This is a genomic window from Haloarcula sp. Atlit-120R (assembly GCF_003665885.1).
Taxonomy (GTDB): domain Archaea; phylum Halobacteriota; class Halobacteria; order Halobacteriales; family Haloarculaceae; genus Haloarcula; species Haloarcula taiwanensis.
The window spans coordinates 225840-251654 of record NZ_QPLN01000002.1 but is presented as its reverse complement, the minus strand read 5'-3'; the positions used below and the strand labels follow the sequence as shown (position 1 = coordinate 251654).

Annotated in this window: 26 protein-coding genes; 15 read left to right on the top strand and 11 right to left on the bottom strand. The window is 64.9% G+C overall.

Annotation, left to right across the window (positions count from 1 at the left end; all coding sequences use genetic code 11):
• Positions 1-26: 26 nt before the first annotated feature.
• The 3 genes from htr1 to cofG all read left to right on the top strand — a co-directional run bounded on the left by htr1 (position 27) and on the right by cofG (position 3618).
• Positions 27-1613 (top strand): sensory rhodopsin I transducer Htr1, encoded by a 1587-nt coding sequence (htr1, locus tag DVK01_RS08525; protein WP_101349252.1) that lies wholly within the window; start codon positions 27-29, stop codon positions 1611-1613.
• Positions 1613-2323, top strand: coding sequence for a sensory rhodopsin I (sop1, locus tag DVK01_RS08520; protein ID WP_101349251.1), 711 nt, complete (start codon positions 1613-1615; stop codon positions 2321-2323). The genes htr1 and sop1 overlap by 1 nt, the downstream gene beginning before the upstream one ends.
• A 188-nt stretch (positions 2324-2511) precedes the next feature.
• Positions 2512-3618: a 7,8-didemethyl-8-hydroxy-5-deazariboflavin synthase subunit CofG gene (gene cofG, locus DVK01_RS08515; RefSeq protein WP_101349250.1), complete on the top strand. Its 1107-nt coding sequence runs from the start codon at positions 2512-2514 to the stop codon at positions 3616-3618.
• Positions 3619-3820: 202 nt separating this feature from the next.
• Here the strand turns inward: cofG and cofH are convergent, their stop codons facing one another.
• Both cofH and DVK01_RS08505 read right to left on the bottom strand, forming a co-directional pair.
• The gene (gene cofH, locus DVK01_RS08510) at positions 3821-5173 is read right to left on the bottom strand and encodes a 7,8-didemethyl-8-hydroxy-5-deazariboflavin synthase subunit CofH (protein ID WP_121536343.1); all 1353 of its coding nucleotides are present in this window, start codon (positions 5171-5173) and stop codon (positions 3821-3823) included.
• Positions 5174-5287: 114 nt separating this feature from the next.
• On the bottom strand, positions 5288-6304 hold the full coding sequence (locus DVK01_RS08505) for a sodium:calcium antiporter (protein ID WP_101349248.1): 1017 nt from the start codon (positions 6302-6304) through the stop codon (positions 5288-5290).
• Positions 6305-6456: 152 nt separating this feature from the next.
• On the opposite strand from DVK01_RS08505, the gene DVK01_RS08500 reads away from it, so the two are divergent.
• Positions 6457-7491: a phosphoribosylaminoimidazolesuccinocarboxamide synthase gene (locus DVK01_RS08500; protein WP_101349247.1), complete on the top strand. Its 1035-nt coding sequence runs from the start codon at positions 6457-6459 to the stop codon at positions 7489-7491.
• Between the two features lie 24 nt (positions 7492-7515).
• Here DVK01_RS08500 and DVK01_RS08495 read toward each other — a convergent pair whose 3' ends face one another.
• Positions 7516-8499, bottom strand: coding sequence for a formyltetrahydrofolate deformylase (locus tag DVK01_RS08495; protein ID WP_121536341.1), 984 nt, complete (start codon positions 8497-8499; stop codon positions 7516-7518).
• Positions 8500-8619: 120 nt separating this feature from the next.
• Between DVK01_RS08495 and DVK01_RS08490 the strand changes: the two genes are divergently transcribed.
• The 8 genes from DVK01_RS08490 to DVK01_RS08455 all read left to right on the top strand — a co-directional run bounded on the left by DVK01_RS08490 (position 8620) and on the right by DVK01_RS08455 (position 14909).
• On the top strand, positions 8620-9495 hold the full coding sequence (locus tag DVK01_RS08490) for a GAF domain-containing protein (RefSeq protein WP_101349245.1): 876 nt from the start codon (positions 8620-8622) through the stop codon (positions 9493-9495).
• A complete protein-coding gene (locus DVK01_RS08485; RefSeq protein WP_121536339.1) occupies positions 9495-10160 on the top strand; it encodes a hypothetical protein in 666 nt (221 codons plus the stop codon). Before DVK01_RS08490 ends, DVK01_RS08485 begins: the two co-directional genes overlap by 1 nt.
• A 50-nt stretch (positions 10161-10210) precedes the next feature.
• On the top strand, positions 10211-10465 hold the full coding sequence (purS, locus tag DVK01_RS08480) for a phosphoribosylformylglycinamidine synthase subunit PurS (protein ID WP_101349243.1): 255 nt from the start codon (positions 10211-10213) through the stop codon (positions 10463-10465).
• 52 nt (positions 10466-10517) lie between these two features.
• Positions 10518-11195: a phosphoribosylformylglycinamidine synthase I gene (gene purQ / locus DVK01_RS08475; protein ID WP_101351395.1), complete on the top strand. Its 678-nt coding sequence runs from the start codon at positions 10518-10520 to the stop codon at positions 11193-11195.
• Between the two features lie 457 nt (positions 11196-11652).
• Complete coding sequence (locus DVK01_RS08470; protein ID WP_101349242.1) at positions 11653-12612, top strand: substrate-binding domain-containing protein; 960 nt, start codon at positions 11653-11655, stop codon at positions 12610-12612.
• Positions 12613-12644: 32 nt separating this feature from the next.
• Positions 12645-13331 (top strand): ABC transporter permease, encoded by a 687-nt coding sequence (locus DVK01_RS08465; RefSeq protein WP_101349241.1) that lies wholly within the window; start codon positions 12645-12647, stop codon positions 13329-13331.
• Positions 13331-14095 carry an amino acid ABC transporter ATP-binding protein gene (locus tag DVK01_RS08460; protein WP_101349240.1) on the top strand — a complete coding sequence of 255 codons (765 nt, stop codon included), beginning with the start codon at positions 13331-13333 and terminating at the stop codon, positions 14093-14095. The genes DVK01_RS08465 and DVK01_RS08460 overlap by 1 nt, the downstream gene beginning before the upstream one ends.
• An 85-nt stretch (positions 14096-14180) precedes the next feature.
• Positions 14181-14909 (top strand): TOBE domain-containing protein, encoded by a 729-nt coding sequence (locus tag DVK01_RS08455; protein ID WP_101349239.1) that lies wholly within the window; start codon positions 14181-14183, stop codon positions 14907-14909.
• Between the two features lie 32 nt (positions 14910-14941).
• On the opposite strand, the gene DVK01_RS22180 is transcribed toward DVK01_RS08455, so the two are convergent.
• The 4 genes from DVK01_RS22180 to arcS all read right to left on the bottom strand — a co-directional run bounded on the left by DVK01_RS22180 (position 14942) and on the right by arcS (position 18549).
• Positions 14942-15103, bottom strand: a complete 162-nt coding sequence (locus DVK01_RS22180; RefSeq protein ID WP_198560215.1) for a hypothetical protein — start codon at positions 15101-15103, stop codon at positions 14942-14944.
• Positions 15104-15180: 77 nt separating this feature from the next.
• Positions 15181-16257 (bottom strand): archaeosine biosynthesis radical SAM protein RaSEA, encoded by a 1077-nt coding sequence (locus tag DVK01_RS08450; protein ID WP_101349238.1) that lies wholly within the window; start codon positions 16255-16257, stop codon positions 15181-15183.
• Positions 16258-16295: 38 nt separating this feature from the next.
• Positions 16296-16712 (bottom strand): VanZ family protein, encoded by a 417-nt coding sequence (locus DVK01_RS08445; protein WP_121536337.1) that lies wholly within the window; start codon positions 16710-16712, stop codon positions 16296-16298.
• A 49-nt stretch (positions 16713-16761) separates the two neighbouring features.
• Positions 16762-18549, bottom strand: coding sequence for an archaeosine synthase subunit alpha (gene arcS / locus DVK01_RS08440; RefSeq protein ID WP_121536335.1), 1788 nt, complete (start codon positions 18547-18549; stop codon positions 16762-16764).
• 357 nt (positions 18550-18906) lie between these two features.
• On the opposite strand from arcS, the gene DVK01_RS08435 reads away from it, so the two are divergent.
• Positions 18907-20052 (top strand): alginate lyase family protein, encoded by a 1146-nt coding sequence (locus DVK01_RS08435; protein ID WP_198560234.1) that lies wholly within the window; start codon positions 18907-18909, stop codon positions 20050-20052.
• Between the two features lie 75 nt (positions 20053-20127).
• On the top strand, positions 20128-21003 hold the full coding sequence (locus DVK01_RS08430) for an NAD(P)-dependent oxidoreductase (RefSeq protein WP_121536333.1): 876 nt from the start codon (positions 20128-20130) through the stop codon (positions 21001-21003).
• A 12-nt stretch (positions 21004-21015) separates the two neighbouring features.
• On the opposite strand, the gene tgtA is transcribed toward DVK01_RS08430, so the two are convergent.
• The 3 genes from tgtA to DVK01_RS08415 all read right to left on the bottom strand — a co-directional run bounded on the left by tgtA (position 21016) and on the right by DVK01_RS08415 (position 23455).
• On the bottom strand, positions 21016-22488 hold the full coding sequence (tgtA, locus tag DVK01_RS08425; RefSeq protein ID WP_101349233.1) for a tRNA guanosine(15) transglycosylase TgtA: 1473 nt from the start codon (positions 22486-22488) through the stop codon (positions 21016-21018).
• A gap of 119 nt (positions 22489-22607) precedes the next feature.
• The gene (locus tag DVK01_RS08420; protein ID WP_101349232.1) at positions 22608-22865 is read right to left on the bottom strand and encodes a hypothetical protein; all 258 of its coding nucleotides are present in this window, start codon (positions 22863-22865) and stop codon (positions 22608-22610) included.
• Between the two features lie 44 nt (positions 22866-22909).
• On the bottom strand, positions 22910-23455 hold the full coding sequence (locus DVK01_RS08415; protein ID WP_101349231.1) for an NUDIX hydrolase: 546 nt from the start codon (positions 23453-23455) through the stop codon (positions 22910-22912).
• Between the two features lie 93 nt (positions 23456-23548).
• Here DVK01_RS08415 and DVK01_RS22820 point away from each other — a divergent pair, with 93 nt between their 5' ends.
• Positions 23549-23674 carry a hypothetical protein gene (locus DVK01_RS22820; RefSeq protein WP_255410211.1) on the top strand — a complete coding sequence of 42 codons (126 nt, stop codon included), beginning with the start codon at positions 23549-23551 and terminating at the stop codon, positions 23672-23674.
• 15 nt (positions 23675-23689) lie between these two features.
• Here the strand turns inward: DVK01_RS22820 and DVK01_RS08410 are convergent, their stop codons facing one another.
• A complete protein-coding gene (locus tag DVK01_RS08410; protein WP_199722326.1) occupies positions 23690-25786 on the bottom strand; it encodes a hypothetical protein in 2097 nt (698 codons plus the stop codon).
• Between the last annotated feature and the right edge of the window lie 29 nt (positions 25787-25815).

Genomic DNA, 25815 nt, shown 5'->3' with positions numbered 1-25815 from the left:
AGGTAGTTTCAGACTACTATCCACATGTGACTGTTTCTAGTGTCAAACAGAGCTATGGGGCCAAGCTCGGTGTCGGGTACATCGCAACGGCTACCCTCCTTATTACCGTCGGGGTGGTAACACAAGATGTCGCATCAACAGTCGTCGCCGGCATCGCCGGCTTACTGACACTTGGCTCGATCAACGCAGCCGAAACGGTCGCGAGCATCACCGAGTTATCAGCACAGACACAGCGGGTGGCAGACGGGGACCTCGATACCGAAATCGTCTCGACGCGGACCGATGAGTTCGGTGACCTTGCTGACTCCATCGAGCAAATGCGCGTCTCGTTGCGCGACCGACTGTCAGAGATGGAGGCTGCGAGGGCGGACCTCGAACAGGCACAGATTGACGCAAACGAGGCACAGGCCGAAGCAGAGGCCGCTGAGGAGGAAGCACGGGAACTCGCCACAGCCTACCAGGAAATTGCAACAGCGTACGGGACGGTCATGGCAGACGCCGCAGACGGCGATCTCACGCAGCGTGTCGATGTGGCCACTGAGTACGACGCTATGGAAACCGTCGGCCAGTCGTTCAACAGGATGATGGACGAGCTACAGGAGACAATCGAGACGGTCACCGCCGTTTCCGAGCGTATCACAACCGAAACTGACGAGATTACCGAAACGAGTCAGCAAGTCCAACAGGAGGTAGACGCGGCTGTGGAAACGGTTGCCGATATCCAGACGCAGGCAACCGATCAGCAGACAAAGCTCGAATCAGCTGCAGCCGATATTCAGGACGTGAGCGCGTCGGCAGAGGAAATCGCCGCGACAATTGACAACCTTGCCGACCGGAGCCGTGAGGTCGAGGAGGCCAGCAACGACGCCCGGGCAGCCTCAGAAACAGCCCTGACAGAGATGGACCGGATACAGGCTGATGCAGCTGAAGCTGTCACACAGGTCGAGACCCTCCAGCAGCGAATGGCCGAGATAACCGACATCGCGGACATCATCTCCGAGATCGCAGAGCAGACGAATATGCTGGCGTTGAATGCGTCGATAGAGGCCGCTCGCGCTGGTGGACAGGGCAGCGGCGCGGACGGGGATGGGTTCAGCGTCGTTGCCGACGAAGTCAAGTCACTCGCTGAAGAGACGCAGTCACGGGCTGACGAGATAGCAACGGTCATCGCTGAGGTCTCTGAGCAGACAGAAGAGGTGACAGCCTCGATACAGGCGACCGAAACGCGAGTCGAAACTGGTACTGAGACCGTTGAGTCGGCCCTGTCGGAGATTGCGACAATCGCGGAGGCCGTCGACGACATCTCAGCATCCATCGAGGAGATGCGACAGACGACCTCGGAACAGGCAGACACCGTGCAGGCGACGGCCGACTCGATAGAGGTTGTCACTGAAGCAAGTGCGGAGACGGCGACTACTGCAGAGGAAATGTCGACACAGATCCGTCGGCAGCGGGACGTCGTCAAGTCGATCTCCGACTCACTCGATTCCTTCCGCGAAACCGCGGTTGACGACCTCGAATCCCGGGTGCGACTATTTACTGTTGACACAGATACTACGGCGGCGAGCCACAGACGCGTCGCAGGGTCGCCGTCAGTCGGGGGTGACGACTGATGGACGCCGTTGCAGTCGTGTACGGGATAACCGCCGCGGGCTTTGCGGTCGGTGTCGCTATCGTCGGGTTCCTCTATGCGTCGCTTGAGGGGTCCGACGAACGGTCGGTTCTGGGGGCGTTGGCGCTTATACCGGCAGTTGCAGGCCTCTCGTACGTTGCGATGGCGTTCGGTATCGGCACCGTAACCATTGGTGAGACGACGCTTGTCGGGTTCCGATATCTCGACTGGGTGGTGACGACGCCGTTGCTCGTCGGATTTATCGGGTATACTGCGGGCGCGTCGAGACGGGCGATTGTCGGGGTTATGGCGGCGGACGCCCTGATGATACTTGCAGGCGTCGGGGCGGTTGTCACTGCTGGAACACTGAAATGGGCGCTGTTCGGCGTCTCGGCGATGTTCCACGTCTCGCTGTTTGCCTACCTGTACCTCGTCTTCCCGCGCTCAGTTCCGGACGACCCACAGCGTATCGGTCTGTTTAGCCTCCTCAAGAACCACGTCGGGCTGCTGTGGATCGCGTATCCGCTCGTCTGGCTTGCTGGCCCCGAAGGACTTGGGTTCGCGACCTACGTCGGTGTCAGCATCACCTATGCATTCCTCGACCTGCTGGCGAAGGTCCCCTACGTGTACTTCTTTTACGCCCGACGGCAGGTGTTCGCCACGAAACTGCTTCGGGAGTCGGGCGACGCCACAGTAACGCCGGCGGACTGAACAGGTACGACCACAGAGGTATCGTCGACCACGCGGTACTTCGGCGCGGATACCGGTTCACAGGTGCTCGGCGTGTAGCGACACACTGATTCTGTTGCCGCGCGCCCTGTTTCGACCGCCTACAACTACTGTCACAGGCTATCACACACGACTGAAACTTTTTATCCATAGGGTGCAGACCCCGGAACGTGATACCCGGCACGGACGCGTACGACATCGCCATCGACATTCCGGACGATGACGTCGAGCGCCTGCTGTCGGTGATGCCCGAGGACGTCGGGGCGGCGTCAGCACTGTCTTACTGCCGGAACGTGTTCGTGCCGCTGACGACCGCGTGCCGATACACCTGTACCTACTGCACGTACTACGATCCGCCGGGCGAGGCCGAACTGATGGACCCAGATGAAATCCGGGAGACGTGTCGCCGGGGGGCCGACGCCGGCTGCACCGAGGCGCTGTTCACCTTCGGCGACGACCCGGACGACCGCTACACCGAGATACACGCCCAGCTCGCCGCGTGGGGTTACGACTCCATCCACGAGTATCTCCGCGAAGCCTGCAAAATCGCGCTGGAAGAGGGGTTGCTCCCCCACGCCAACCCGGGTGACCAGACGCGCGACCAGATGGCTCACGTCGCCGACCTGAACGCCTCGATGGGCGTCATGCTGGAGACGACCACCGAGGTGCAGGCCCACGGCGGTCCACGAGCAAAAAACCCCGGCCAGCGGCTCAACACCCTCCGAGTGGCTGGCGAACTCGGCGTCCCGTTCACAACGGGTATCCTCGTTGGGATCGGCGAGGACTGGCACAACCGCGCCGAGAGCTTGCTCGCTATCCGCGAAATGCACGAGCGGTATGGTCACATTCAGGAGGTTATCGTCCAGCCTGTCGTCGAGAACGAGCGATGGCGGAGCGGCTCCCCCGACCTGGCGACGATGCGCCGGGTGACGGCGATGGCCCGTGCGGCCCTGCCCGAGGCGGTGTCCGTTCAGGTCCCCCCGAACCTTGCGCCCGCCCGTGACCTGACCGACTGTGGCATCGACGACCTGGGCGGCGTCTCCCCAGTGACGGTCGACCACATCAACCCAGAGTACGAGTGGCCCGCTCTACAGGAGTTGACTGCCGTCGCCGAGGCCGCCGAGGTGCCACTGACAGAGCGGCTACCGGTCTACGACCGGTTCGTTGATAACGGCTGGCTCTCGGATCCCATCGAGGCGGCCATCGAGGCTGATACCGACGCCGGCGAACGGTTCCGGTCGATACTGAACCGGGGCGAGAATCCGGGAGCCTCCTGAGACTGCCTGTCGGTTTCTTCGCGTGAACTGCCGTTACAGTCGGAGCAGATCCCGGACACCAATCACCTAGTCGTCTAGGCCATAGCTACACATACACTGGCACACCAATATATATCATGCCTGGACGTGCCTCTGACAGCAGTTCCAGGCAAAATACTCTACCACAATGGCCACGGCCAGTGCCCAGCCGTGGTCTACTACTTCAGTCGAGTAACGGCGTTCCGTCAGCTTGTGGTCCGAGTTGCGGGCCGAGCACGTCGGCGTCAGGGTCGATGACGCGGCGCTGTTCGTAGTCCGTCGAGCGCTCGACGGGCGTCCGGCCGATAGCGGAAATCATATCGGCGTACTCCTGAAACGAGCGGAACTCGCCGTAGTCGCCGCCGGCGCGCTTGGTAATCTCCTCAGAGAGGATTGTCCCCATGAAGTCGTCGGCACCGCAGGTGAGCATCTTCAGTCCCTGCGTGTCGCCATATTTGACCCACGAGGCCTGAATGTGGTCGATGTTGTCGAGGAACAGTCTGGAGACGGCAATCAGCAGTTCGTCTTCGTCGACCGTTGCGCCGCCGTCAACCATGCCGCGCTCGTACAGCGGCGTTTCCTCGTGGACAAAGGATAGCGGGACGAACTCCGTAATCGCGCCGGTCCGGTCCTGCAGGTCGCGGATACGCTTCAGGTGCAGCGCGCGATGGCGTTCGTTCTCGACGTGGCCGTACATCATCGTCGAGGTCATATCGAGACCGACCGACGCGGCCGCCTCCATCGCTTCGAGCCACTCGTCGGTCCCAATCTTACCCGGACAGATAACGTCACGGACCTCATCGACGAGGATTTCGGCGGCGGTGCCGGGGACACTGTCGAGCCCGGCCTCTTTCAGCCGGCCGTACACCTCCTCGTAGGACCAGTCGGTGCCGCGGCGGGCGTGATAGGCCTCCTCCGGCGTCATTGAATGGAGGTGGACGTCGCCGACGTTCATCGCGCTGAGTTGTTCACAGTAGGTGGCCGGGTCTTTCTCGTACTCCGCCGGCGAGCGGTAGTTCAGGTCGCCGCGGTCGCTGGTCTCCAGTATCTCTCTGTGTTCGTCGTCCAGCGCGAGCGCGGGGTGGAGTCCCGACACCGAACAGACCTCGTAGATGCCGCGGTCGAGAGCGTCCCGAACGATTTCGCGGGACTCGCTCGGCGTCTTCGTGAAGCCGCCGTGGTCCTCCTGATACTCGCTCCGGAACTGCTCGGAGCGGTCCTTGAAGTTACAGAACAGACAGCCCGTGTTACAGGCCGTCGTGACGTTGTTGTTGAGGTTCGCGACGAAGGTGACCTCGTCGCCGACGACCTCGGCCCGGCGTCGGTCGGCCGCTTCGAGCACCTGCTCTTTCCGGTCGTGGTCGATGCCGTCCCGGTCGGTGCCCGTGGTAAAGAGTTCGACTGCGTCGTCGACTGTCAGTCGCGTCCCGTTTCTCGCCTTGGCGAGCGCGTTCTCGAACGACTGGTCAGTCGTCGGACGGTACTCGAACTCGGTGGAGCCGTCCGGGGTACCGACGGTCTCTGGGACGTCCGGCATTGCTGGACAGGAGGGAAAGAACGGTCAAAAGCGTATGGGTACGCACACGGTCCACAGGGTCGGCAGGACCCCGTGTTTCGGGCCACACGGGGCTGCGGTTCCGGGACCGCTGCATCAAGTCGGTAACACGCCGCCGACCCAGCCCGCAGTCTCGACGATAACCCAGGCGACGAAAACCGCATAAGCGCCGAGCAGTGCATACGATTCGAGTTCGCTCAACACGAGGTCGGTCCGGAGGACGGTAAACAGGAGAATCGTCGCCCCGGTCAGGACGCCGAACATCGGCACGGCCATCGCAAAGTCGACGGTCCACGTACCGGCAATGAGAACGCCAAGCGGGATGGCGACGAGCAGGTCAAAGGTGTTCGAGCCGAGCACGTTTGCGAGCGACGTGACCCCGCGGTCGTCGCGGGCTGCTTTAACACTGACGAGCGTGTCGGGGAGGCTCGTCGCCGCCGCGAGAATCGTCACGCCGAGCAGAAACTCCTGAATGCCGGCGGCCCGGCCAATGACGCCGACTGCGTGGACGAGATTCTCCACGGCCACGAGGATGACAGCCAGGCCCAGCAGGAGGAAGAGCCACTCCCGCCTGACCGAGATGTCGGCAGTCCAGTCCTTTTCAGGGTCGTGGTCGGCCGTATCCTGATACTGGATGAAGACGTACAGGCCGTAGAGCGCGAGCGGAATCGCCGCCAGCGGCCGCGTGATGACGCCAGTGAGTGTGGCCTCGCCGGGGTAGTAGATGACCGCAAGCGCCATCGTGATGAGCAGGACCGAGACGGCGAGCATGTAGAACTGCGCCTCCTTGTAGACGAGCGTCCGGCTCGCTTCGAGTTGGTCGTCCGTGGCGATGCCCGCAGCAGCGGGGATGATGAGGATGTTGAAGATAGCTGAACCGACGATTGCGCCGACGCCGAGCGGCATCGACCCGCCAAGCGCCGCGACGACGACGGTCGCGACCTCCGGGAAACTCGACCCGACAGCAACGATTATCGCACCCTGGACGACTTCGGGGAGGCCGTAGTACGTCGCGAGCCGTTCGCTCGACGATTCGAGCCAGTCACTGCCTTTCCAGATTGCGACCGTCGCGGCGACGATGATCGCAGCCTCGACCAACAGACTGGGAGCCATCAGCCAATCAGTCGATGGCCCGACGGAAAACGTTGCCTTCCGAGCGCGAGTGATACTGCCTGTAGCGAATTTCGCTACCGCGAATACCTTAAAAATAGTTACAGCCAACAGTATGAGAAACGTCTTTGTCCCCGGCGCGAAAGGCGGGCACAATGACGAGCGTCAAGGACTTCCGCGTGGACGAACCGGCGACGGCCGAGGAACTGGGCCGCGGTGCGTTCGTGTTCACGGACGACTACTCTGTATTCGACTGGGGGAAGATGCCGGACCAGATCCCCGACAAGGGCGCGTCGCTGTGTACGATGGGCGCGTACAACTTCCAGCTACTGGAGGAGAACCACGTTCCGACACACTACGAAGGCGTCAGGCTCCCCGGCAACGACGAAGTGGTAGACCTCGGCGAGGCGCTGTCTGCCGACGCCGCCCCCGAAGAGATGGTCATCGAACTCACGCAGGTCCCGGACCTCCCGTTCGAGGGCGGTCGCTACGACTACGACGCCTACCACCGGGGGGCCAACGAGAACTACCTCATTCCCCTGGAAATCGTCTTCCGGAACCGCGTGGGCGTCGGGTCGTCACTTCGGTCTCGGACCGAGCCCGCAGACCACGGCCTCGACTACGACACCTGGCCCGAGGAGGTCGTTGACCTGGACAGGCCAATCGTCGAGTTCTCGACGAAATACGAGGAGCAGGACCGCTACCTCGACCGCGAAGCGGCCGACCGCATCGCCGGGACGGCCGACATCGATCGGCTGGAAGAACTGGCCCGGGCGGTCAACCACATCGTCACCCAGCAGGCCGCCGAGGCCGATCTGGTCCACGAAGACGGGAAGATCGAGTGCCTGTACTACGACGGGGAGATTCGCGTCGCCGACGTGGTCGGGACGTTCGACGAGAACCGCTTCTCCTACGAGGGCCAGCAGGTCTCGAAGGAAGTCATCCGCCAGTACCACAAGCGCACACAGCCCGAGTGGGTCGCGGCTGTAAGCGATGCCAAACAGCAAGCCGACACGGACGGCGTCGCCGACTGGAAATCCCTCTGTGCGGAGTCGCCACAGCCGCTCGACGAGAACGTGATTCAGGTCGCGCGGGACCTCTACTGTGCCGGCACGAACGCCTATGTCGGGGGGAGCGTGTTCGACGCGCCATCACTCGACGAGGCCGTCAGCGCCGCGAGCGAACTCTGAGTGATTTAAAAAGGTAGCGCGTTTTTAGTCGTCAGCCTCTATCTCGCCGTCGTCCTCGGCGATGAACTCGCCGAGGCCGTCGATGGGACGGTCAGGGTTCAACTGGTCGAGTTTCTCCGGCGCGCCGAGCTGGGCTGAGGTTTCCTCGGGATCCCGCAGTTTCGTCCGGCCGCGGTGGACGCTCACTTCATCGTTGAGGTGGAGCTTGATCGCCTCGATGAGCGCCTCAGCTTCCAGCGGCTGACCGATCTGCTGGAGTTCCGCCTCAGTGGCGTCGTCGGGGACGTTGAACGCTCGCTGAGTGATAATCGGTCCCTGGTCCAGGTCGGTCGTCACGTAGTGGGCGGTGACGCCGGCGATGCGGACGCCCTCCTCGATGGCCTGCATGTACGCCGACGCGCCAGGGAAGGCGGGCAGCAGGCTCGGATGGACGTTGATGATGCGGCTCTCGTAGCGGAAGACCACGTCCGGCGAGAGGATGCGCATGTAGCGGGCCAGCGCGATGAGGTCCGCATCGTACTCCGCCAGCAGGTCGAGCAACTGGTCCTCGTCGGGCGTGCCCTTCTCGTCGCCGATGTCGTGGAAGGGCACGTCGTACTTCGCGGCCAGCGGTTCGAGGTCGTCGTGGTTCCCGATGACCACCTCGATGTCGGCTCCGAGATCACCGTTGGCCCACGCCTCGAACAGCGCTTCCAGACAGTGTGACTCCTTCGTGACGAGAACGGCGATGGTCTGTGTCTCGCGGTCGGCCGGGAATCGGACCTGCACGTCAACGCCGAGTTCGTCGCCGAGTTCTGTGAGGTCCTCGCGGAGTTTCTCCTCCGTTGTCACCATCTCGGACGTGTCGACGCGCATGGTCATCCGGAAGACCCCCTCCCGGACAGCCTGGTCGAGGTCCTCGATGTTGATACTGCGCTCGAACAGCAGCGAGGTCACTTCGGCGATGAGGCCCGTGTCGTCCTCACCGACGACCGTAATCTCAGTCAAATCGCGCGTCACGATACCCACCTCCGGACAGCGTCGTGATTCATTTGACGCAGAGTCGGCAGTCCCACGGCAAAAGCCTTCGTTTTCCACCGAGCGTGGACACCAATCCTTTGTGTATCCGTCTGTGAGTGTACGGTCGTGATGAGTGATTCGCCGACCGTTCTCTGTGCCCAGCCGGACGCTGGCGAGCGCGCAGAGACGGCCGACGCACTTGCCGACGCCGGACTCGCTGTCAAGGAAGTCGGGTCCGTCGAGACGCTGACCGAAGCACTTGACCGGTCGGTTGACTGTGTTGTGACGGCCTTCGACTTCCCGGACGGCGACGGGTTCGACGTAGTAGACGCGGTCCGTTCGGTAAACCCGGCCTGTGTAGTGGCTCTCTATACGGAACACGCACCGTCAGACCTCCCCCGCGGCAGTCCCGAGCAGGTCGTCGAATACGTTCCGCGAACGGTCCCAGAATCCCGAGAGCGGCTTGCAGATGTTGCGGCCATGGCTGCCGCCGAGATAACGCAGGCAGCCTATCCAGTTCCAGAGACCGAGACCGAACGGCTGGCAGCCGTCCAGCGGTACGATGTCGACCAGCTGGCAGCGACCGACGCGTTTGACCGGTTGACGGCACTTATGACCAGCCACTTCGACATCGACGTGGCCTTCGTTGGCCTCATGGACGAACACGAGGAGCGGTTCGTGGCGTGTGAGGGAGCCAACTGGCGGACTCTCGCCCGCGAGGACACCATCTGCACCCACACGATTCTCACAGACGAGACGATGGTCGTCGAAGACACCCACGAAGACCCACGCTTCGCCGAAGTCGACGCGCTGAAACAGCTCGATATCAGGTCCTACGCCGGCGTCCGACTTACAGACAGGGAGGGGAATGCAATCGGTGCCGTCTGTTGCACCGACAGCGAACCACGGCGCTACACGCAGGCAGAACTAGACGACCTCCAGCGGTTCGCTGACGAGGTCGAGGAACAACTGCTGTTGCGACGCCAGCTGCAGGGGGATGCCTGATGTCACACCAACAGAACGAGCTGTACGCGTTCGACGGACTGCCGCTGAATCCGGTCGAACCGGGGACGAGCCTGCTCGTAACCGGCCCTGTTCTGAGCGGAGCGCGGGAGATGGGACTGCGACTGCTCTGTAGCTCCGACGCCGACGGCGGGACCGTCCTCGTCGCGACGGACAGCGACGCCACGACGATATTGGAGGATTTCGAGCGCCACGGCGGCATCCTCGACCGCGACCGGGTCCGTGTCATCGACTGCGCACAGGAAAGCGGCGAGCTGCCGGAAGACAGCGTTTCGGCGGTCAACACGCCGGCGGACCTGACCGGCATCGGTATCGAGTACTCCGGCCAGTACGAGTCGACGTACGCCAGCGGCTACACGCGGGTCCGGACCGGTATCATCACGCTGACGCCGCTGCTCGTGTACAGCGACGACGTGCGGGCGGTGTACCGGTTCCTCAACACCATCACCGGTCGGATCGGAACCGCAGACGGTCTCGGCGTCTGCGTGCTCGACCCGGACGCTCACGGGGAGCAGGTCGTCGAAAGCGTGGCACAGTTCTTCGACGGGCGAGTCGACGTTCGCGCCGACCGGGAAGACTTCGAACTCCGCGTGACCGGCCTGCGCGACCAGTCGACCGACTGGACGCCGCTCAGTGCCGGGACCTGAGTGTCGGGAGAACACAAGCGTTTTCTCTACTGCCCGCTCGCTTGCCAGTAATGACTGCCTTTACCGCGACCGTCACAGTCCGGCTCAAGCGGGGCGTCCTTGACCCCGAGGCCGAGACGACACAGCGCTCGCTGGAACGCCTCGGCTTCGAGCTGAACGACCTCCGTTCGGCGGACGTGTTCGAACTGGACCTCGACGCCGACAGCACCGAGGACGCGGCCGAACGCGCCGAGGAGATGGCCCAGCGACTCCTCGCGAACCCCACGATCCACGACTACGACATCGAGGTGACTGAGACAGAATGAGCATCGCCTCGCAACTGACGGCGATGCTCTGTTCTCACACGGAGTGGTCACTGTGACTATCGCCGTCATCCAGTTCGGCGGCTCGAACTGCGACCGTGACTCCGTCCAAGCGCTAGAGTCGCTGGACTTCGACGCCGAACTCGTCTGGCACGAAGACGGGCTTCCCGAGGACATCGACGGCGTTGTCCTCCCCGGCGGCTTCTCCTACGGCGATTACCTCCGTGCCGGCGCGATGGCCGCCCGCTCGCCCATCATGGCAGAAGTCCGCGAAGCCGCGAGCGAAGGAACGCCGGTGCTTGGCATCTGCAACGGCGCACAGATCGGCTGTGAGTCATCGCTGACTCCCGGCGCGTTCACGACGAACGAGAGCGCTCGCTTCCAGTGTGAACACGTCCACCTGCGCGTCGAGAACGCCGACACGCCCTGGACCAGCCAGTACGAAGAGGGAGAAGTCGTGGAGCTCCCCATCGCTCACGGCGAGGGTCGGTACGAGATTTCCGACGAACGGCTGGATGAACTCGAAACCGAGGGCCGGATCCTGTTCAAGTACTGCGACGAGAACGGCGATGTCACACCCGAGGCGAACCCGAACGGCTCGAAGCACAGTGTGGCCGGCGTCACCGGCGAAGCCGAACACGTCGCTGTCATGATGCCCCATCCGGAGCGGGCAACACTGTCGGACCTCGGTCGGACTGACGGCCAGGGCGTGCTCGCGGGCTTCGCCGAGTAACGTTCACGGACCCGCCTGTCATCGCGACGGTTTCCGATGCGACTGTTCCGGGCTCGAACAGCCGTGTAGCTATCTGGGGTTGTTTCAAAGGGGAAGGGACCAGCGGAGCGTGTGACATCGTCCGGCGGCCCCTATAGTGGCTTTGGAGGTCAAGCCGTATAAATACACGCGTACCGGAGTGGAAGTGAAATCCAAGCGGACAAAGCATTTGGCTGCGGTTGATGGCAGTCGAGTGCGTCAGCCACTCGCATCCGCTCTGCTCAACTGTTCATCGCTGACGGAACAGCGGTCACCACTCGATTCGTGTCTACCGCAAGTGGCTACATTGTCGCAGGTGCTTTGTAGGACGACGAGCCACGGGGGGCCGCTATCGCTTTCGCACAGGTGGACCTAACAGAACGGATGCAACGGTTTATTCAGCATAAATTATATTTGCTATTAGGTCAACGATGTATCTATGCCGATACAACGAAGAGAGTTCATTGCGGCGATAGGGACCGGGGCGTTAGCAGCTACCGCCGGGTGCGCCCAGTCCGGGGAAAGCAGTGGCCAGACCGAAGCGGCAGCGGAGTCCGGAGGGGGCAGTCAGCCAGGCGTGTCGGGCGAGACCCTGACGCTTACGACGACAACAAGCACGTACGACACGGGCCTGCTTGACGAGATTCACCCCGATTTCGAAGAAATGTACGGGGTGTCCGTCGACGCGGTCGCACAGGGGACCGGTGCGGCCCTCGAGTCGGCCCGTAACGGTGACTCGGACATAGTGATGGTTCACGCCCGCGGCCTCGAAGACGAGTTCATGCGCAACGGGTACGGGGTCAACCGCCGAGACCTGATGTTCAACGACTTCGTCATCGTCGGGCCTGAAAGTGACCCGGCAGGGATTCAGGGCATGGGCTCGGCGACCGAGGCGCTGACTGCTATCGCCGAGTCGGAGGCCCAGTTCGTCTCACGCGGGGACAACTCCGGCACCCATACGAAGGAACTCAATCTCTGGGAGGCCGCGGGGACCGAGCCGGGCGGGGATTGGTATCAGGAGACCGGGACTGGGATGGGGGAGGCACTGAACATCGCCAACCAGCAAGGCGCGTACACGCTCTCGGACCGCGGGACGTACATCTCCCAGCGCTCGGAGATCGACCTCGTTATTCTGGTGCAGGGGCCAATCGAAGATGGACCAGAAATCCTCGCAAACCCATACGGGATTATGGCAGTCAACCCCGGCATCCACGACAACGCGAACTACGACCTGGCGATGGCATACATCGGGTGGATTACCAGCCCAGACACCCAGGACGCGATTTCGAACTATCAGGTCAACGGGGAGCAGTTGTTCTTCCCTGAAGCCGTCTCCGAAAACCCAGACTTCCAGCAGTACGTTCCAGAAGGCTGGAGTAGCAACTCGTCTGACGAGTAAGCGTGCCCCTCGAGTCAGTCGGATACCTGCCGATGGCCGTGGTCGACCTTCCGTTCCGGGACGGCTACGTGTCGAGTATCACGTACGTGTCGCTGTACGTGAGCATTATAGCTGTGACGCTGAGCACGCTGTTCAGCATCCCGATTGCTATCGTGATGGGGCTGTCCGACTTTCACGGCAAGCAGTTCGTGAAGTCAGTCATCAACACGGGGATGGGGTTTCCCAGCGTGGTCGTCGGCCTCGTCGTGCTGTTCACCGTCTCGAACCAGGGGCCGCTGGGGGAGTTGGAGCTGATATTCACCAAAGAGGCGATGATCATGTCTCAGTTCGTCCTCGCGACGCCGCCGATTACCGCCATCAGTCTCGCCGCCATCAGTAGCGTCGACGACAACGTCCGCGACGCCGCACACGTCCTCGGCGGAACACGCCTCGACGTGGCGCTGGTCGTGCTCAAGGAAGCCCGATACGGTATCGCAACGGCAGTGCTTGCGGGCTTTGGCCGCGCCATCAGCGAAGTCGGGTCCGTGCTCATCGTCGGCGGGAACATCACGAGCGCGAGCGGCATCTCGAAAACACGGACGCTGACGACCGCGATTCAACTCGAAGCCCGGCAGGGACAGTACGAGACGGCGATGATTCTCGGGGCCGTGCTGGTCACGCTCGTGTTGACGATCAACGCTATTGTCATCCGACTCGGCGATCAGGGGGTCCAGCGATAATGCTCGAAGTCACGGACGTGTCCCACGCCTACGGGGCCAACGACGTGTTCAGAGACCTCTCTGTCGGGGTCAATCCCGGAGAGGTCGTCGCCGTCATCGGCCCGTCGGGCGTCGGGAAGACGACGTTGCTCCGACTGCTCGCGTTCTCACTGGAACCGGACCAGGGGACGATCACCTTCGACGGCACGGACGTGTGGGCCGTCGACGAGGCGACACGGCTGTCGTTGCGCCGACGCATCGGAATGGTGTTTCAGGAGGCGAGCTTGTTCGACGCGCCAGTCGCTCGGAACGTCGAATACGGGCTTCGAGTCCGCCGGTCGTGGGCCGCCCGACTCCGGCACGAACTCCAGTCGGTAGTTCGCTCGAACGGCACCGCGGACGCCGTTTGTGAGGCCCTCGATGTTGTCGGGCTACGCGAGAAGATGGATCAACACGCGGACTCACTCTCGGGCGGGGAGGCACAGCGGGTGTCGTTCGCCCGTGCGCTGGCCTACAACCCGGACCTGCTCCTGCTCGACGAGCCGACATCGGACCTCGACCCGCGAAACACCGCAGTTATCGAGGACGCGATTGCAGAAGCTCGGAACCGGGGTATCGGTGTCGTGGTGGCGACACACGATATGCACCAGGCGGAGCGGGTCGCCGACCGGGTCGCAGTGCTACTCAACGAGCAGATAACCGAAATTGCCCCGACAGAAGAGATTTTCCAGAACCCGTCGGACCACCGCACACGGAAGTTCATCTCCGGCGAACTGGTCTACTGACCGCTTCGTACCCTACTCCGATCCCCGGTGGGAGGCAGCGCTGATCGGTGGCAATACCTTTATCAGGGAACGACTATGTCAAAATATGGACGCGACTGCGGACGTCGAAGTGCAACTGGGGCAGGGCGACGTGGCGCTGACCGCCCGCGACCGGACGCTCCTGCAAGCGGTCGCCGCCCACGGGTCGCTGAACGCCGCCGCTGACGCGCTGGGCCGGTCCTACGCCCACGCCCAGCGCCGCATCGTGGAACTGGAAGACGCGTTCGGCCCGCTGGTCGACCGCAGTCGCGGCGGGAGCGGGGGTGGCGGCAGCGAACTCACGGACGCCGCCGAGCAACTGCTGGCCCGCTTTCAGCGACTGCAAGCGGAGTTCGACGGGGTAGCGACGGCAGCGGAGACAGTCCTGCAGGGGACGGTCGTAGACAGGGACGGGGAACTGGCGACCGTCGAGACCCCGTCGGGGACGGTCCGGGCTATCGTCGACACCGAGGCGGGTCCCGGCGACGCGGTGGAGGTCGGCATCCGCGCTGACTCGGTGACGCTGAATGCACCGCACGAGGCTCCCGAGCCAGCGGGGACGAGTGCGAGGAATCAATTCGCGGGCACCGTCGAGCGTATCGACGAGGGAACCGCTATCGCGCTGGTCGATCTGGCCGTCGACCCCGACACGACGCTGTCGGCACTTGTGACCGACACAAGCCTCGAGAAGCTCGACATCACTGCCGGCTCGGAGCTTGTCGCCTCGTTCAAAGCAACCGCGACCGTTGGCGTCATTTCCGCTCTCGACCAGTCACGGGCGGATGGGTCATCGTGAGCGAGCGGGGTGCGGTGGCTCCAGCGGGTGCCTCAGAGACCCCAGCCGGACGGCAGCAGGTCGGACTGACAGGTACTGCAGGCGACCATCCCATCGCCGTCGATACACTGTCGCTGTTCACCGCACAGATCACACTCTGTGACCGTCCCGCGCGTGTTGAAGCTGCGCCTGTCCGGGTCACCGTTCGGGGTCATATCGAACAGTATTATGCGCGAAAGACGGATAAGCGTTGGTCGACAGGGCGTCACACGGATTCCGGTGCTCGGAGGCCCTATCGAGCGAGCGGAAGCGAGTAGCTGCGCTCGCGTTCGATGACAGCGTCCCACGTCGCCTCGCACTCACAGGACACCTGCTCGAACACCGACGGGTCCTGCCGGAGGTCGAAGTCCTTGATGGCCCGCTGGACCTTGTCATCGCACTCGCCGCAGTTGTGCGGGCCGCGGTCGCTGCCGTGGCCGACCGGGTCGGAGACGACGATGACGTCCTCGTCAGCGGTCGATTCTAGCACGTCGGCGACCGACCAGAGCCACGGCGGTCGGTAGCCGCCGTCGTGATACAGCTCCTCGACCATCGTGTATCGCTGGACGTTACAGGGGTTCATCGAGACGGTGTGACAGCCGTCGACGGCGGCACACCGACGCACCGACCGCTTCATGTCCTCGACGGCCTCGGCTTCCGAGAGGAACGGCGGTTTCATCAGCAGATACGCCTTGACGCCAGCGCCGGCCGCCTGTGCCGCTTCGGAAGCGTCCTCGAAGTCAGCGAAGTCGAAGTACTTGTTCACGCAGTCGTGTCGGACGCGGTCGGTTGCGGTCTCGAGGCCCACCGCCACGTCGGTCTCTAGGCCTACGTCGACGAAGTCACCGACTGTCTCCTCGTCGACGAAGTCGGGCAGGGACTCAACGACGATGCGCTCGCGGTCGGCGAACGTCTCGGCGATAGCCTGACGCGTCTCCGCCGGCACCTCGCGCTCGTCGAGGAAGCTCCCGGAGGTGTAGATTTTGATGAGTCCCGACGGCTCGTCGGCGTTCTCGGCCTCGTGGTCGAGGCAGTGCTGAATCTGGGCCATCAGGTCCTCGTGGGCGACGCTGCCGCCCTCGACGCTCTCGGCGACGTAGCCACACATCGTACAGCCGCCGGCGCGGGCCCACCGGCAGCCGCCGGTGTTCAGGATGATGGTCAGGCTCTGGTAGACGCCGTCGGGGGTGTTGTCCTCGTCGAGCCACACGCGGGTCGGCTCGCGAGGGTCGTACGTCGAGTCGTTGCGCGACCGGATGTCACGCATCACGGAGTTGTGGGCGTCCATGCCCTTGCCCTCCTCGTAGACCTCGGGACTGGGCTTGCTCATTAGGGCGGGGTAGCCGACGGCCGCGTAAAGCCGCTTCGTTACCGCCGAGCGGTCGGTTCGCTTCCGTCCGGAGCGGTGTCGGCGCGCCCGAGCGCCAGCCACAGCGCGCCAGCGAGCACCGCCCCGACGGCGTTGGCGAGGAAGTCAGCGCCGCTGAGTCCGCGTGAGGGCACGAGTCCCTGCAGGAGTTCGATGCCGGCCCCGTAGCAGACGGCGACTGCCACGAGCGCCGCGACGAGGGGGACCGAGCGGGCGCGGCGGCCCCACGCGAGCAGCGCCGTCAGAACCCCGTAGCTCAGCGCGTGGACCCACTTGTCGAGTGCGACGCCGAGCAGCGCGGGGACCTGCTCGCTCGCACCCTCGGGAACAGGGAGCAGCGAGGTGGCAAGCAAGACGAGCGCGAACCCCGCCGCCGGCAGGTAGCGTCGGTACCGGCACAGACGCGACCGTTCCATACCGGCGAGAGGGGTGCTCGGCAGATAAGTCGGGCGGTCAGCCCGCCGCTCACTGCTCTTCGACGTGGCGCATCTGCACTGCGATGCCCCGCGTCGAGGAGCGCATCTCCGGCCCGCTCATCTGGGCGCGGCCGACGCCGAAGGCCGCCTCGCCCTGAATCACCACGTCGTCGCCGACGCGGATGTCGTCGCTGGCGTCGGTGATGCCCGGCGCGAGCACGGAACCGTGGGGCACGAACGGCTCGATTTCGACGGTTTTGGTCGGCACATCGCTCTCGACCCAGCGGCGCGCCCCAGCGGTGGTCAAAGAGAGGACGCCGTACTGCTGGGCCAGGGCCGCCAGTTGCTCGCCGTCGGCGTCGTCGGCCCGCAGTTGGGGATACCGGCCCTGCGTCGAGAGGTCGTCGAACAGTTCGTCGCCCGCGCCTTCGCCGAACTGGTAGTCCGCGACAGCGCGGATGGTGTTGTGCTCGCGCTCGCGCTTGGGGTAGCGGTCCCACCCCTCCAGTTCGGCGGCGAGGTTGCCGAGGGAGTCGGCCGTCGTCGGGTGGTCGGTGACGGTGTAGGTAAACTCGCGGCCCAGCGAGTCGGCGACGCGCTCGCAGATGTCGCGGTAGCCCTCGCCGGGTACGTGGGCGATAATCTCGGGGTAATCAGTGCCTTCTAAATAGCGTTCGAGCACGCGGCTGACGAACTCTATTTCGGTGGCGGTCCAGTTACCCGTCACGACGGAGTCGTAGTGCTGGGCGGGGTAGGTGAGTTCGAGTTCCTGCGGGACGACGCCGATTGGCGAGGTCATCGAGACGACGTGGGCGCGCCACTTGATGGCGTCGTGGTACTGCTTGTGGCTCTGGGAGTCGCTGTAGGGCTTGCGCGCCGAGCAGGGCACCAGCACGAGCGGGCGGTCGTCGAACCGCGGGACGTAGCGGTCGGTGATCCGCTCGGCGAACCGCTGGATTTCGACCCGCCGGAGCGAGTCGTCGCTGGCCGCCGAGAGGTCGGCCCGCCGGATGAGCGGCGTGCGCTCTTCGAGGTAGCCGTACTCCTGGTCAAGCCGCCGGAACGTCGCGGTGAGCCAGTTGTCCTGTCTGGCCTGTCCCTCGACGTAGTCGCGGAGGCGACCGTCGCGAATCCGGCGGCGGACGCGCCGGAGTTCCGCGGCCAAGGCGTTGACGTTGTGCTCGACGCAGTCCTCGCGGTCGAACGCCTCGCGTGGCTGCTGGCAGGCCGGACAGGTACACGGCAGTTCATCGAGGTCTTCGAGGAAATACGCCTCGTCAGTCGTGAGATACCGGCCCTCGGTCCCGCGGATGACGGCGCGGTCGGGGTCCACGAGGTCGACGCCGGCGTAGACGAGTGTCGCGACGTTTCGCGGCGTGGCGACGCCGGGCAGGTAGAGCGCGGTATCAGCCGGGATACGGTTCCGGACGGTCGTGACGGCGTCGACGAACGCCGACGCGTGCCCGACGTAGCCGGGTGCGCCGGCGAGCACGTAGGCGTCGCTGCCGTGGTCGGCCGCGGTGTCGGGCGAGACGACGGCCGCGCTCGGGAACGCGACATCGGGATAGTCGACGGCGAAAGCCTCTGCGACTTCGTCCGGCGTGCCGGCGGGCAGGCCGCGGTGGGGGAGGACGGTGAGCAGGGACTCGTCGCCCTCGGGGTCGTCCTGTGGCGTCGGCCAGCGGCTGCCGGCGTCATCGAGGACGTGTCGACAGTCGCCCGGCGTCGCCGTGTCCACGTCGTCGACCAGCGCCGGCGTCGTCACGGGGTCGGCGAGGCGCAACGCACCCACTCGCGCGGCGCTGTCGCGCTCGTGGACCTCGAAGTAGTCGGTCATGCAATGGCGTCGGCCACGCGCAACCAACTATCTTGCCTTTGGGCCAGCGCCGTCGACGGGACCCGTAGCTCTCATGTCGCCGTGTCAGCCCGGTCGGCACGCGTCACCCAAACGGGGCGCTATCTGCCGATTAACCGCATCCTAACTAACCATGTCGGGGACGGTGGGACACCCGTGCAGCGACAGACTCGACGAGACGTGTTGTTCGCCCTCTCGGGGACAGCCGTGGCGCTGAGTGGCTGTTCGACCGACCTTTCCTCGGGAGACACGGACGCCAGAGCCGCCCCGCAGGAGACCGAACCGACGCCGACCGAACCGGCAGCGGTCACCGAACCGACAGATGACAGCCGGCCCGCGATGTTCGTCCACCTCGACACGCTGTCTGCGATACAGTCCCGCGTCGAGGACGGCGACAGCCCGTGGACGGAGGCCCACGAAGCCTTCATGGAAGACGTTCGCGAGGCGATGGCCGCCGCCCCGGAGAGCGTCACGGACAACGGCGACGGCCACGAGTTCAAAACGAAAGGACCCGAAGACCCCACGGAACGCAAGGACTACGTTGCCGCCATCAGGACGGGTGACCGCATCCGTGACCTCGGCCTCGCCTACCAGTACACCGGCGCGGACCAGTACGCCGAGAAGGCAATCGAGCTGCTGGACCACTGGTTCCTGCGTTCGGAGACCTACATGGCACCGGTGAAAACGAACGGCATCGAACAGTTCATCACGCTCCCGAAAATGTGGTGGGGCGCGGAACTCGTTCGAGGCCATGAAGCGTGGAACAGCGACAGCGTCGGCACGGAGGCCGACCTGCGGGCGTGGGTCCGGACGTTCCTCGACGACGTCGGCCACGGCATCCCGACGGCGATGGGCCAGCAGAACATCTTCAACTGGAAGGAGATGACCCACGCCGCCGGGTCGGTGTATCTCCGGGACTGGGACCGGTTTCGGGACGCGATACAGCGGAACCGCGAAGACGGTTTCAGACAGCTCCGCGAAGACGGTCTGCTGGAAAACGAAATCATTCGCGCGTCGAGCCTGGCGTACTCACTGTACGCGGCGAAGGCACTGGTCACCGCCGCGGAACTCAGCCGTCTCTATGCCGACAGGCTCGACGGGCCCACACTGTACGAGTATCAGAAGTTCGCAGGCGACAGGGGTGCTATCGAGCGTATTCTCGACGCCCACGCGCCATACGTGGCCGACCCGGCGGCCTGGGAGGCGATGGGCGAGGACGACCCCGACCGGTTCGTCAACAGTGACGGCTTCCCCGCCAGAAAGCAAGAAGCTGCGTCCTCGCTGTACGAGGTAGCCTACTCGTACTACGAGAAAGACACGTATCTGGAAGCACTCAAACAGAGCGGCCAGCCGGTCAAGAACGTCCCGACGTACGTCTCGGCGCAACAGGCGGCAATCGACAACCCCGACCGACCGCATCGGGACGAACGTATCCTCGGCTGGACGACGTTCACGCACGGTGAGCGGTTCCGGCTCGACCTGTAGCGAGTCAAATAAGCACCGTGCCCGGTGACACGGCGACACCGCCACGTTTTGGATGCCAGCGACGACAAGTCCGGTATGGATGTTGTCGTGACCGGCGGCCGGGGGAGTTCCGGGCGCTGGGTCGTCGACCGGCTCGCCGAACCGCACGACGTGACCGTACTCGACCGCCGCCTCCCGGACGGCGGGGGCCATCCGGAGGTCGACTACCGGGCGCTTGACCTCACCGACGCCGGGAGCGTCTTCGACTCGCTCACCGCCATCGACCCCGACGCGGTGGTCCACTGGGCGGCGATTCCGGTGGCCGGGACCCACCCCGGCGTCGACCTGTTCCGGAACAACGCGCTCGCGGCACACACCGTCCTCTCGGCGGCCGGCCGCGTCGGCGCTGACGTGGTCCAGGGCTCCTCCGACGGCGCGTACGGCTTCTTCTTCGCCGAGGAGACCCCTGTGCCGGACGAGCTTCCGATTACCGAAGCCCACGCGCGCAGACCCGAAGATGACTACGGGCTCTCGAAGGTCGTCACCGAGGAGATCGGGAAGGCAATCGCCCGCCGTGACGGCGTCTCGGTGGCCTCGATTCGCCCCTCGTGGATACAGATTCCCGGCGAGTACCCCTGTCGGGCCCCGGAGTACGTCGACGACCTGGCGGCCGGCGCGGGCAACTACTGGTCGTACGTCGACGTGCGGGACGTGGTCGACCTCGTCGAGGCCGCGCTCGCGGGCGCGGTCGAGGGCCACGAGGCGTTCAACTGCGTCGGCCCGGACAACGCGCTCGGTCGGCCGCTGGTCGAACTCATGCGGGAGCACTACGGCAGGGTTCCGGACGACTGCACGGTCGAGGGGGACGCTGCAGCGTACGCGACGGCGAAAGCCACAGCGATGCTGGGCTGGGAGCCGACCCGTTCCTGGCGCGAGGCGGCCGACGAAGACGTAGACGTGCCGACAGTCTGAGGCGGGTGGCGCTCAGTCGCGGGCGTGCAGGTCCCGCAGGCGGACGCGGTCGGGCACGCGGTCGAGCGCCGTCGCCGGCCAGTCGTCGTGGACCAGCGTGAAGGACACGTCGGGGTGGAGGTCGACCAGCCACCGAACACCGTCCGCCGCGGCCTCGTAGGCCGCCCGGTCGGTCCGGTCCGGGACCTCCGCGGTCAGGGGATACGTGTCCGCGAGTTCGCGGGGATACGGGCCGAACGGCGGCAGGATGCCCCAGCTCTCGTCGTACTGTGCACTGGAGCTTCCTTCGGTCAGCAGGACCTCGTCGCCCTCGACCGGGAGGCGCTCCAGTCGGTCCTGATGGCGTCGGACCTCGGGCCGGCGAGCGCTTTCATTCGAGGTGTAGAAGAACGCGTCCTTCGAGACCGGATCGGTGCGTTCGAGTTGCTCGGCGTGGTCGAGCAGCGCGCGGTAGCCGTCGAGCATCGCCGGATGGCCGCGGGCGCGACTGTCGACCAGTTCCATGAGGTTGCCCGAGCGAATCGCCTGCTTGACCGTCCGGATTTCGCCGTAGGTGACATGCAGGTTGTGCCGGGCGAGCAGTTCCTCGCGCCCGTCGGCGTCCATCGCGTCGAGTTCAGCCGGCGTGTGGTCGGTACAGACCGGGCAGTGACACGGGAAGTGACTCAGTTCGTCAAGCAGTTCCGTTCCCTGCACCGTGAGATACCGGTCGTCGCGGGCGTACAGCGCGTACGCCGCCGAATCGAACAGGTCACAGCCCAGCGCCGCTGCCATCGCAAACATCATCGGGTGGCCCGCGCCAAACAGGTGGACCGGGCCGACCTCCCCTAGCCCGCGCTTGCAGGCCGCGACGACATCGGCGAGGTCGGCGTAGCGGTACTCGTTCATCAGCGGGACGACGGCTCCCAGCGGGAACACGTCAAGTCCCGTTGAGACAGCGTCCGCTGCGGCCCGCTCTCGCAGGTCCGGGTAGGTCGCCCCCTGGACTGGCGCGCTGACGAGCATCTCGCCGGTGTCAACGGTGGCAGCGTGTTCGAGCCGTTCCTGTGTCGTTTTGAGTTCCTCAGTCGCCTGCTTGCGGTCCACATCGGGCGGCGTCGGGATATCTACCGGCGTCCCGATGTCCGAGCCGATCTCGTGCTGGAACTCCAGAATCTCCTCGGTGGTCACGTCGATGTCGCCGTACTCGGCAAGCTGGAAGGAGCCCGAGTCGGTCATAATTGCCCCATCAAACCCGAGCAGACCGTGCAAGCCCTGCTCCAGCACCGGCTCGCGGAGGTCGTCAGAGCCATGCAGGATGTAACTGTTCGTGATGAGTATCTCCGCCCCGAACTCCGACGCCAGCGTCGCCGGTTCGACCGTCTGGACGTGGGGGTTGACCACCGGCAGGATAGTCGGCGTCTCGACGGTGACGCCGGCCCGTGGCACCGTTAGCTCGCCCAGCCGGCCCGCTGCGTCGTACTGGCGGACCTCGAAATTCGTCATTACACGTCGTCGTCGGTCGGCGCGCCTAAGCGTTGTGTTCGCCCGTGACTGGCTATTCGTCGCTGGCAGCGGCCAGAACGGCGGGAGGGTCGAGCGACGCCCCAGCTGGCACAGCGCCGCTATTCGTCGGGCTGTTCCGCCCCGCCGGGTACCAGTTCACGCTCGGGCCGGTAGACGGTCCCGGAGTCTTCGTCGGCGACGTACGCCTGTGACGTCCGGAACATATCGACCACCTCACTGCGGGACGCGTAGGCGTCTTCGACGAGTTGGTTGAGCAACTCCGCCCGCGAAATCGGCTGCCCGGTCCGACGGCGGACGGCCGCGCGCAGTTTATCCAGCCGGCGCTCCGTCTGTTCGTCGAGTGCAATCGAAGCCATATGATAGACGATACCACTCCACAGGATTTCAAACTGTCGTCAGTTCAGCGCTCGAACAGGGCATAGTACATGATACCGACGGCGGACCGACTGTCACGGAGCGTACCGTCTCGCACTGACTGGACCAGCGAGTCGAAGTCGGCAGTGTCGACCCGAATCGATTCGTTGTGGTCGAGGTCTTGATCGGCCGTGGACTCACAGCCGCGTGCGACGTAGTAGTGGAACACGTAGTCGGTGTTTCCGTTGGCCGGTTCGCCTGTGTAGAGGTGGTCGAGCGACGCCGCTTCGTAGCCGGTTTCCTCGCGGAGTTCGCGGGCAGCGGCGACGCTCGGGTCGTCATCTCCGTCTTCCATCGTCCCGGCCGGCAGGCCGCGATTGACCCGGTGGACCGGCTGTCGCCACTCCTCGATAACGACCACGTCACCGTCGGCGGTGAACGGAAGCACGATGACGCTCTCGCCGTGCTGTACGTAATCGAACTCTCCCTCCGTGCCGTCGGGCAGGCGCACGTCCTCACGGATGACATCGAACCCCGGACAGGCGTAGGCGGTTTCGGCATCGAGCGTCTCCCAGGTGAGTTCGTCGTCCATACCAGCAGTGTGACCCCCACCGCCAAAATCAGCAGGGGTCCACGAGTATGCAGGCACTAGACCGATACAGCGTGGTGTGGCAATGTATTTGAAATGAGGATATCGACCATCGGCCTCTTGCTCGGCGTCGTATTGTTTGTTCTCCCAGTGCCTGGCACGTTCATCGCCGGGGGACTGGTACTCGTCGCGGGCGCGCTAGCGCGGTGGGTCGGCCTCTGAGAACGGGACGGATGCTTACAGTTTGTCGGCAGCCTGTGCCTGCCCAGCCCGACGGTCGGCCTGTTCGAGGCGTCGCCGGGCCGCGTTCGACAGCGGGTCCGAGAGGTCGTCGCTGGCGTCCTCGATTCTGGCCGCGACGCGCTGGAGCCGGTCGGCAACGGTCTGGAGTTGCTTGTCAGCGTTCCCGCGGTCACCCGCTTCGGCGCGTTCCGTCGCCCGCCGAGCAGCCTCGACGACAGCGGCGAGCGCCCGTTCGAGGCCCTGGATAGCGTTTTCGGAGCCACCGCCGTTCCCGGGGCTGTCGTCGTTGTTGTCGTCATCGTCCATCTCGTCGAGGACCGCTTGGCGCGTCTCCGCTGCGATGTCGACAAGGAACGACGCTAACGAGGCTTTGCCAGTCCGGGGCTGTTCGATTCGGGCGGCAACGTCCGCGGCGGGGTCGGGGTTCACCCGGAACGCACCGATCTCGTCGTCACGGTCCCGGACCTCCGTCGTGTACGCGCCACCGCCGTGGACGTAGACGGCGTCGGGTTCCGACAGCGGGGCGTCGTACAGCCGACCGGCGAAGTCGTCCTCGACGGCGAGGTCCGTGAGGTCGCTGTCGGCTCCCGACGGGTCGACTTCGAGACGGGTGGCGTTCTCGCGGGCGACGAGCGGCACCTCGCCGTCGACGCCGGCCCGCGTCGGCCCCTCTGCGTCGCCGGTTTCCGGAACTGACACCGACTCGCTGTGTGGCGCGACACCGGCCCCGTTGACGGTGAACCGATGTTCGCCCGCGGGCACGTCCTGCACCACGGCCAGGCCCGCGAAGGTCGGGACGGCCTCGGGGTCGCTCTCCAGTAGGGCGACGGACTCAACGGCGGTGTCCTCGGTCGTAAGCCCCTCGTTCTCGGGCGCGTCGTCGTTCGAGACAGCTTCCGAGAGGCTGGCGACGACGGTGCGTATCTCCGCCGGCGCGCCGATGGCGTCGTAGCGCTCGGCCAGCGCCGCCCGGTGGTTCGGCTCGGAGATGTCCGCGGCGGGGTTGTCGTACCGGGGCTGGTCCCAGGGCGCGCCGGTCGTCGTGATGTGGCCCGCGACGGCGTCCTCGGCGAACTGGGGCACGGCGAACTCGAAGCTCAACTGCGGCCCGGTGAAATCGGCGATGTGCTCCAGTTCGCTGCTCGATACGAGGTCGTACTCGATGTCCGGGTCGGCCTCGCCGCGGTCGGTGTGCTGGAAGACGAGGCCGGTCTCCCGCGTCGGCAGGTCCGTCGGCGGTGCCGAGAGGCTGTCGAACGAGCGGAGGGTCAGCCGCTCGGGAACGAGGTCCTCGCGGCTGACCGACGGCAGCCGCTCGTGTTCGTACAGCGGCGCGCCCTCGTACTCCGGCACGAGGTAGGGGAGCCGCGAGCCCTCGTCCCGCGGGAGCCCGTAGGCGACCGGAATCTCCGCGAGGTCTTCGATGGTCTCGACGGCGCTGTTCGTGATGTCCGCGAACCGGTCGCCCTCCGGCAGCCGGGTGAACCGGTCGCGGGCGTCGTTGACCGACAGCGCGCTGGAGTGTGATCCCAGCTCCGAGAGGATGCGCGGCACCATCTCCGGGTCCGGGTCCAGGAACTCGTTGTTGGGCACCTTCCGGGAGTGGGAGCTGGCGACGTACAGCTGCGGGTCGTCCGTCTCCGTGTCGACGAACACGTGCAGGACCTCCCAGTCGTGCCAGTGGAAGTTCGTCGTGAACTGGTCGAACGCCGAGTAGAACCAGAACTGGACGACGGCAAGCGGCGACTGCTCGTACTCAACGACGTGGTAGAACACCGTCGGGGCCGGCGGCTCGCCGTCGGTCATCCGCTCATGGTACCCGTCGAAGGCGTCGAACCCGTTGACGACGGTCTCCCCGTCCTGTTCGCTGGTGTAGGGCCGCGGGTCCGTCGGGAACCACGGCTCCGCCCGGTCGAAGTATAGCGTCGGCGCGAACCGCTGGGCGAGCTCCGCGGCACGGTCGCCCTCGACTGTCGAGGCCGCGTCGTCACTTTCGCTTTCGAGCGCCGAACAGCCGGCGACCGACGCGACACCGGTCCCGGCGACGGTCTGCAGAACCGCACGACGGGACAGATGTTCCCGGTCGGTCATCGGTCCCTCACCGCTTCGATACGTCGTCG

What these genes read in the sequence shown, in the direction of transcription:
- DVK01_RS08455 (WP_101349239.1), top strand. Translation starts at nt 14,181, where the DNA reads ATGGACGCGACTGCGGACGTCGAAGTGCAACTGGGGCAGGGCGACGTG.
- DVK01_RS08410 (WP_199722326.1), bottom strand. Translation starts at nt 25,786, where the DNA reads ATGACCGACCGGGAACATCTGTCCCGTCGTGCGGTTCTGCAGACCGTC.
- DVK01_RS08465 (WP_101349241.1), top strand. Translation starts at nt 12,645, where the DNA reads ATGGCCGTGGTCGACCTTCCGTTCCGGGACGGCTACGTGTCGAGTATC.
- DVK01_RS22820 (WP_255410211.1), top strand. Translation starts at nt 23,549, where the DNA reads ATGAGGATATCGACCATCGGCCTCTTGCTCGGCGTCGTATTGTTTGTT.
- DVK01_RS08490 (WP_101349245.1), top strand. Translation starts at nt 8,620, where the DNA reads ATGAGTGATTCGCCGACCGTTCTCTGTGCCCAGCCGGACGCTGGCGAG.
- purS (WP_101349243.1), top strand. Translation starts at nt 10,211, where the DNA reads ATGACTGCCTTTACCGCGACCGTCACAGTCCGGCTCAAGCGGGGCGTC.
- DVK01_RS08450 (WP_101349238.1), bottom strand. Translation starts at nt 16,257, where the DNA reads ATGAGCAAGCCCAGTCCCGAGGTCTACGAGGAGGGCAAGGGCATGGAC.
- tgtA (WP_101349233.1), bottom strand. Translation starts at nt 22,488, where the DNA reads ATGACGAATTTCGAGGTCCGCCAGTACGACGCAGCGGGCCGGCTGGGC.
- DVK01_RS08500 (WP_101349247.1), top strand. Translation starts at nt 6,457, where the DNA reads ATGACGAGCGTCAAGGACTTCCGCGTGGACGAACCGGCGACGGCCGAG.
- DVK01_RS08470 (WP_101349242.1), top strand. Translation starts at nt 11,653, where the DNA reads ATGCCGATACAACGAAGAGAGTTCATTGCGGCGATAGGGACCGGGGCG.
- DVK01_RS08435 (WP_198560234.1), top strand. Translation starts at nt 18,907, where the DNA reads ATGTTCGTCCACCTCGACACGCTGTCTGCGATACAGTCCCGCGTCGAG.
- DVK01_RS08460 (WP_101349240.1), top strand. Translation starts at nt 13,331, where the DNA reads ATGCTCGAAGTCACGGACGTGTCCCACGCCTACGGGGCCAACGACGTG.
- DVK01_RS08420 (WP_101349232.1), bottom strand. Translation starts at nt 22,865, where the DNA reads ATGGCTTCGATTGCACTCGACGAACAGACGGAGCGCCGGCTGGATAAA.
- cofH (WP_121536343.1), bottom strand. Translation starts at nt 5,173, where the DNA reads ATGCCGGACGTCCCAGAGACCGTCGGTACCCCGGACGGCTCCACCGAG.
- DVK01_RS08485 (WP_121536339.1), top strand. Translation starts at nt 9,495, where the DNA reads ATGTCACACCAACAGAACGAGCTGTACGCGTTCGACGGACTGCCGCTG.
- DVK01_RS08430 (WP_121536333.1), top strand. Translation starts at nt 20,128, where the DNA reads ATGGATGTTGTCGTGACCGGCGGCCGGGGGAGTTCCGGGCGCTGGGTC.
- DVK01_RS22180 (WP_198560215.1), bottom strand. Translation starts at nt 15,103, where the DNA reads ATGACCCCGAACGGTGACCCGGACAGGCGCAGCTTCAACACGCGCGGG.
- DVK01_RS08415 (WP_101349231.1), bottom strand. Translation starts at nt 23,455, where the DNA reads ATGGACGACGAACTCACCTGGGAGACGCTCGATGCCGAAACCGCCTAC.
- sop1 (WP_101349251.1), top strand. Translation starts at nt 1,613, where the DNA reads ATGGACGCCGTTGCAGTCGTGTACGGGATAACCGCCGCGGGCTTTGCG.
- DVK01_RS08445 (WP_121536337.1), bottom strand. Translation starts at nt 16,712, where the DNA reads ATGGAACGGTCGCGTCTGTGCCGGTACCGACGCTACCTGCCGGCGGCG.
- arcS (WP_121536335.1), bottom strand. Translation starts at nt 18,549, where the DNA reads ATGACCGACTACTTCGAGGTCCACGAGCGCGACAGCGCCGCGCGAGTG.
- DVK01_RS08505 (WP_101349248.1), bottom strand. Translation starts at nt 6,304, where the DNA reads ATGGCTCCCAGTCTGTTGGTCGAGGCTGCGATCATCGTCGCCGCGACG.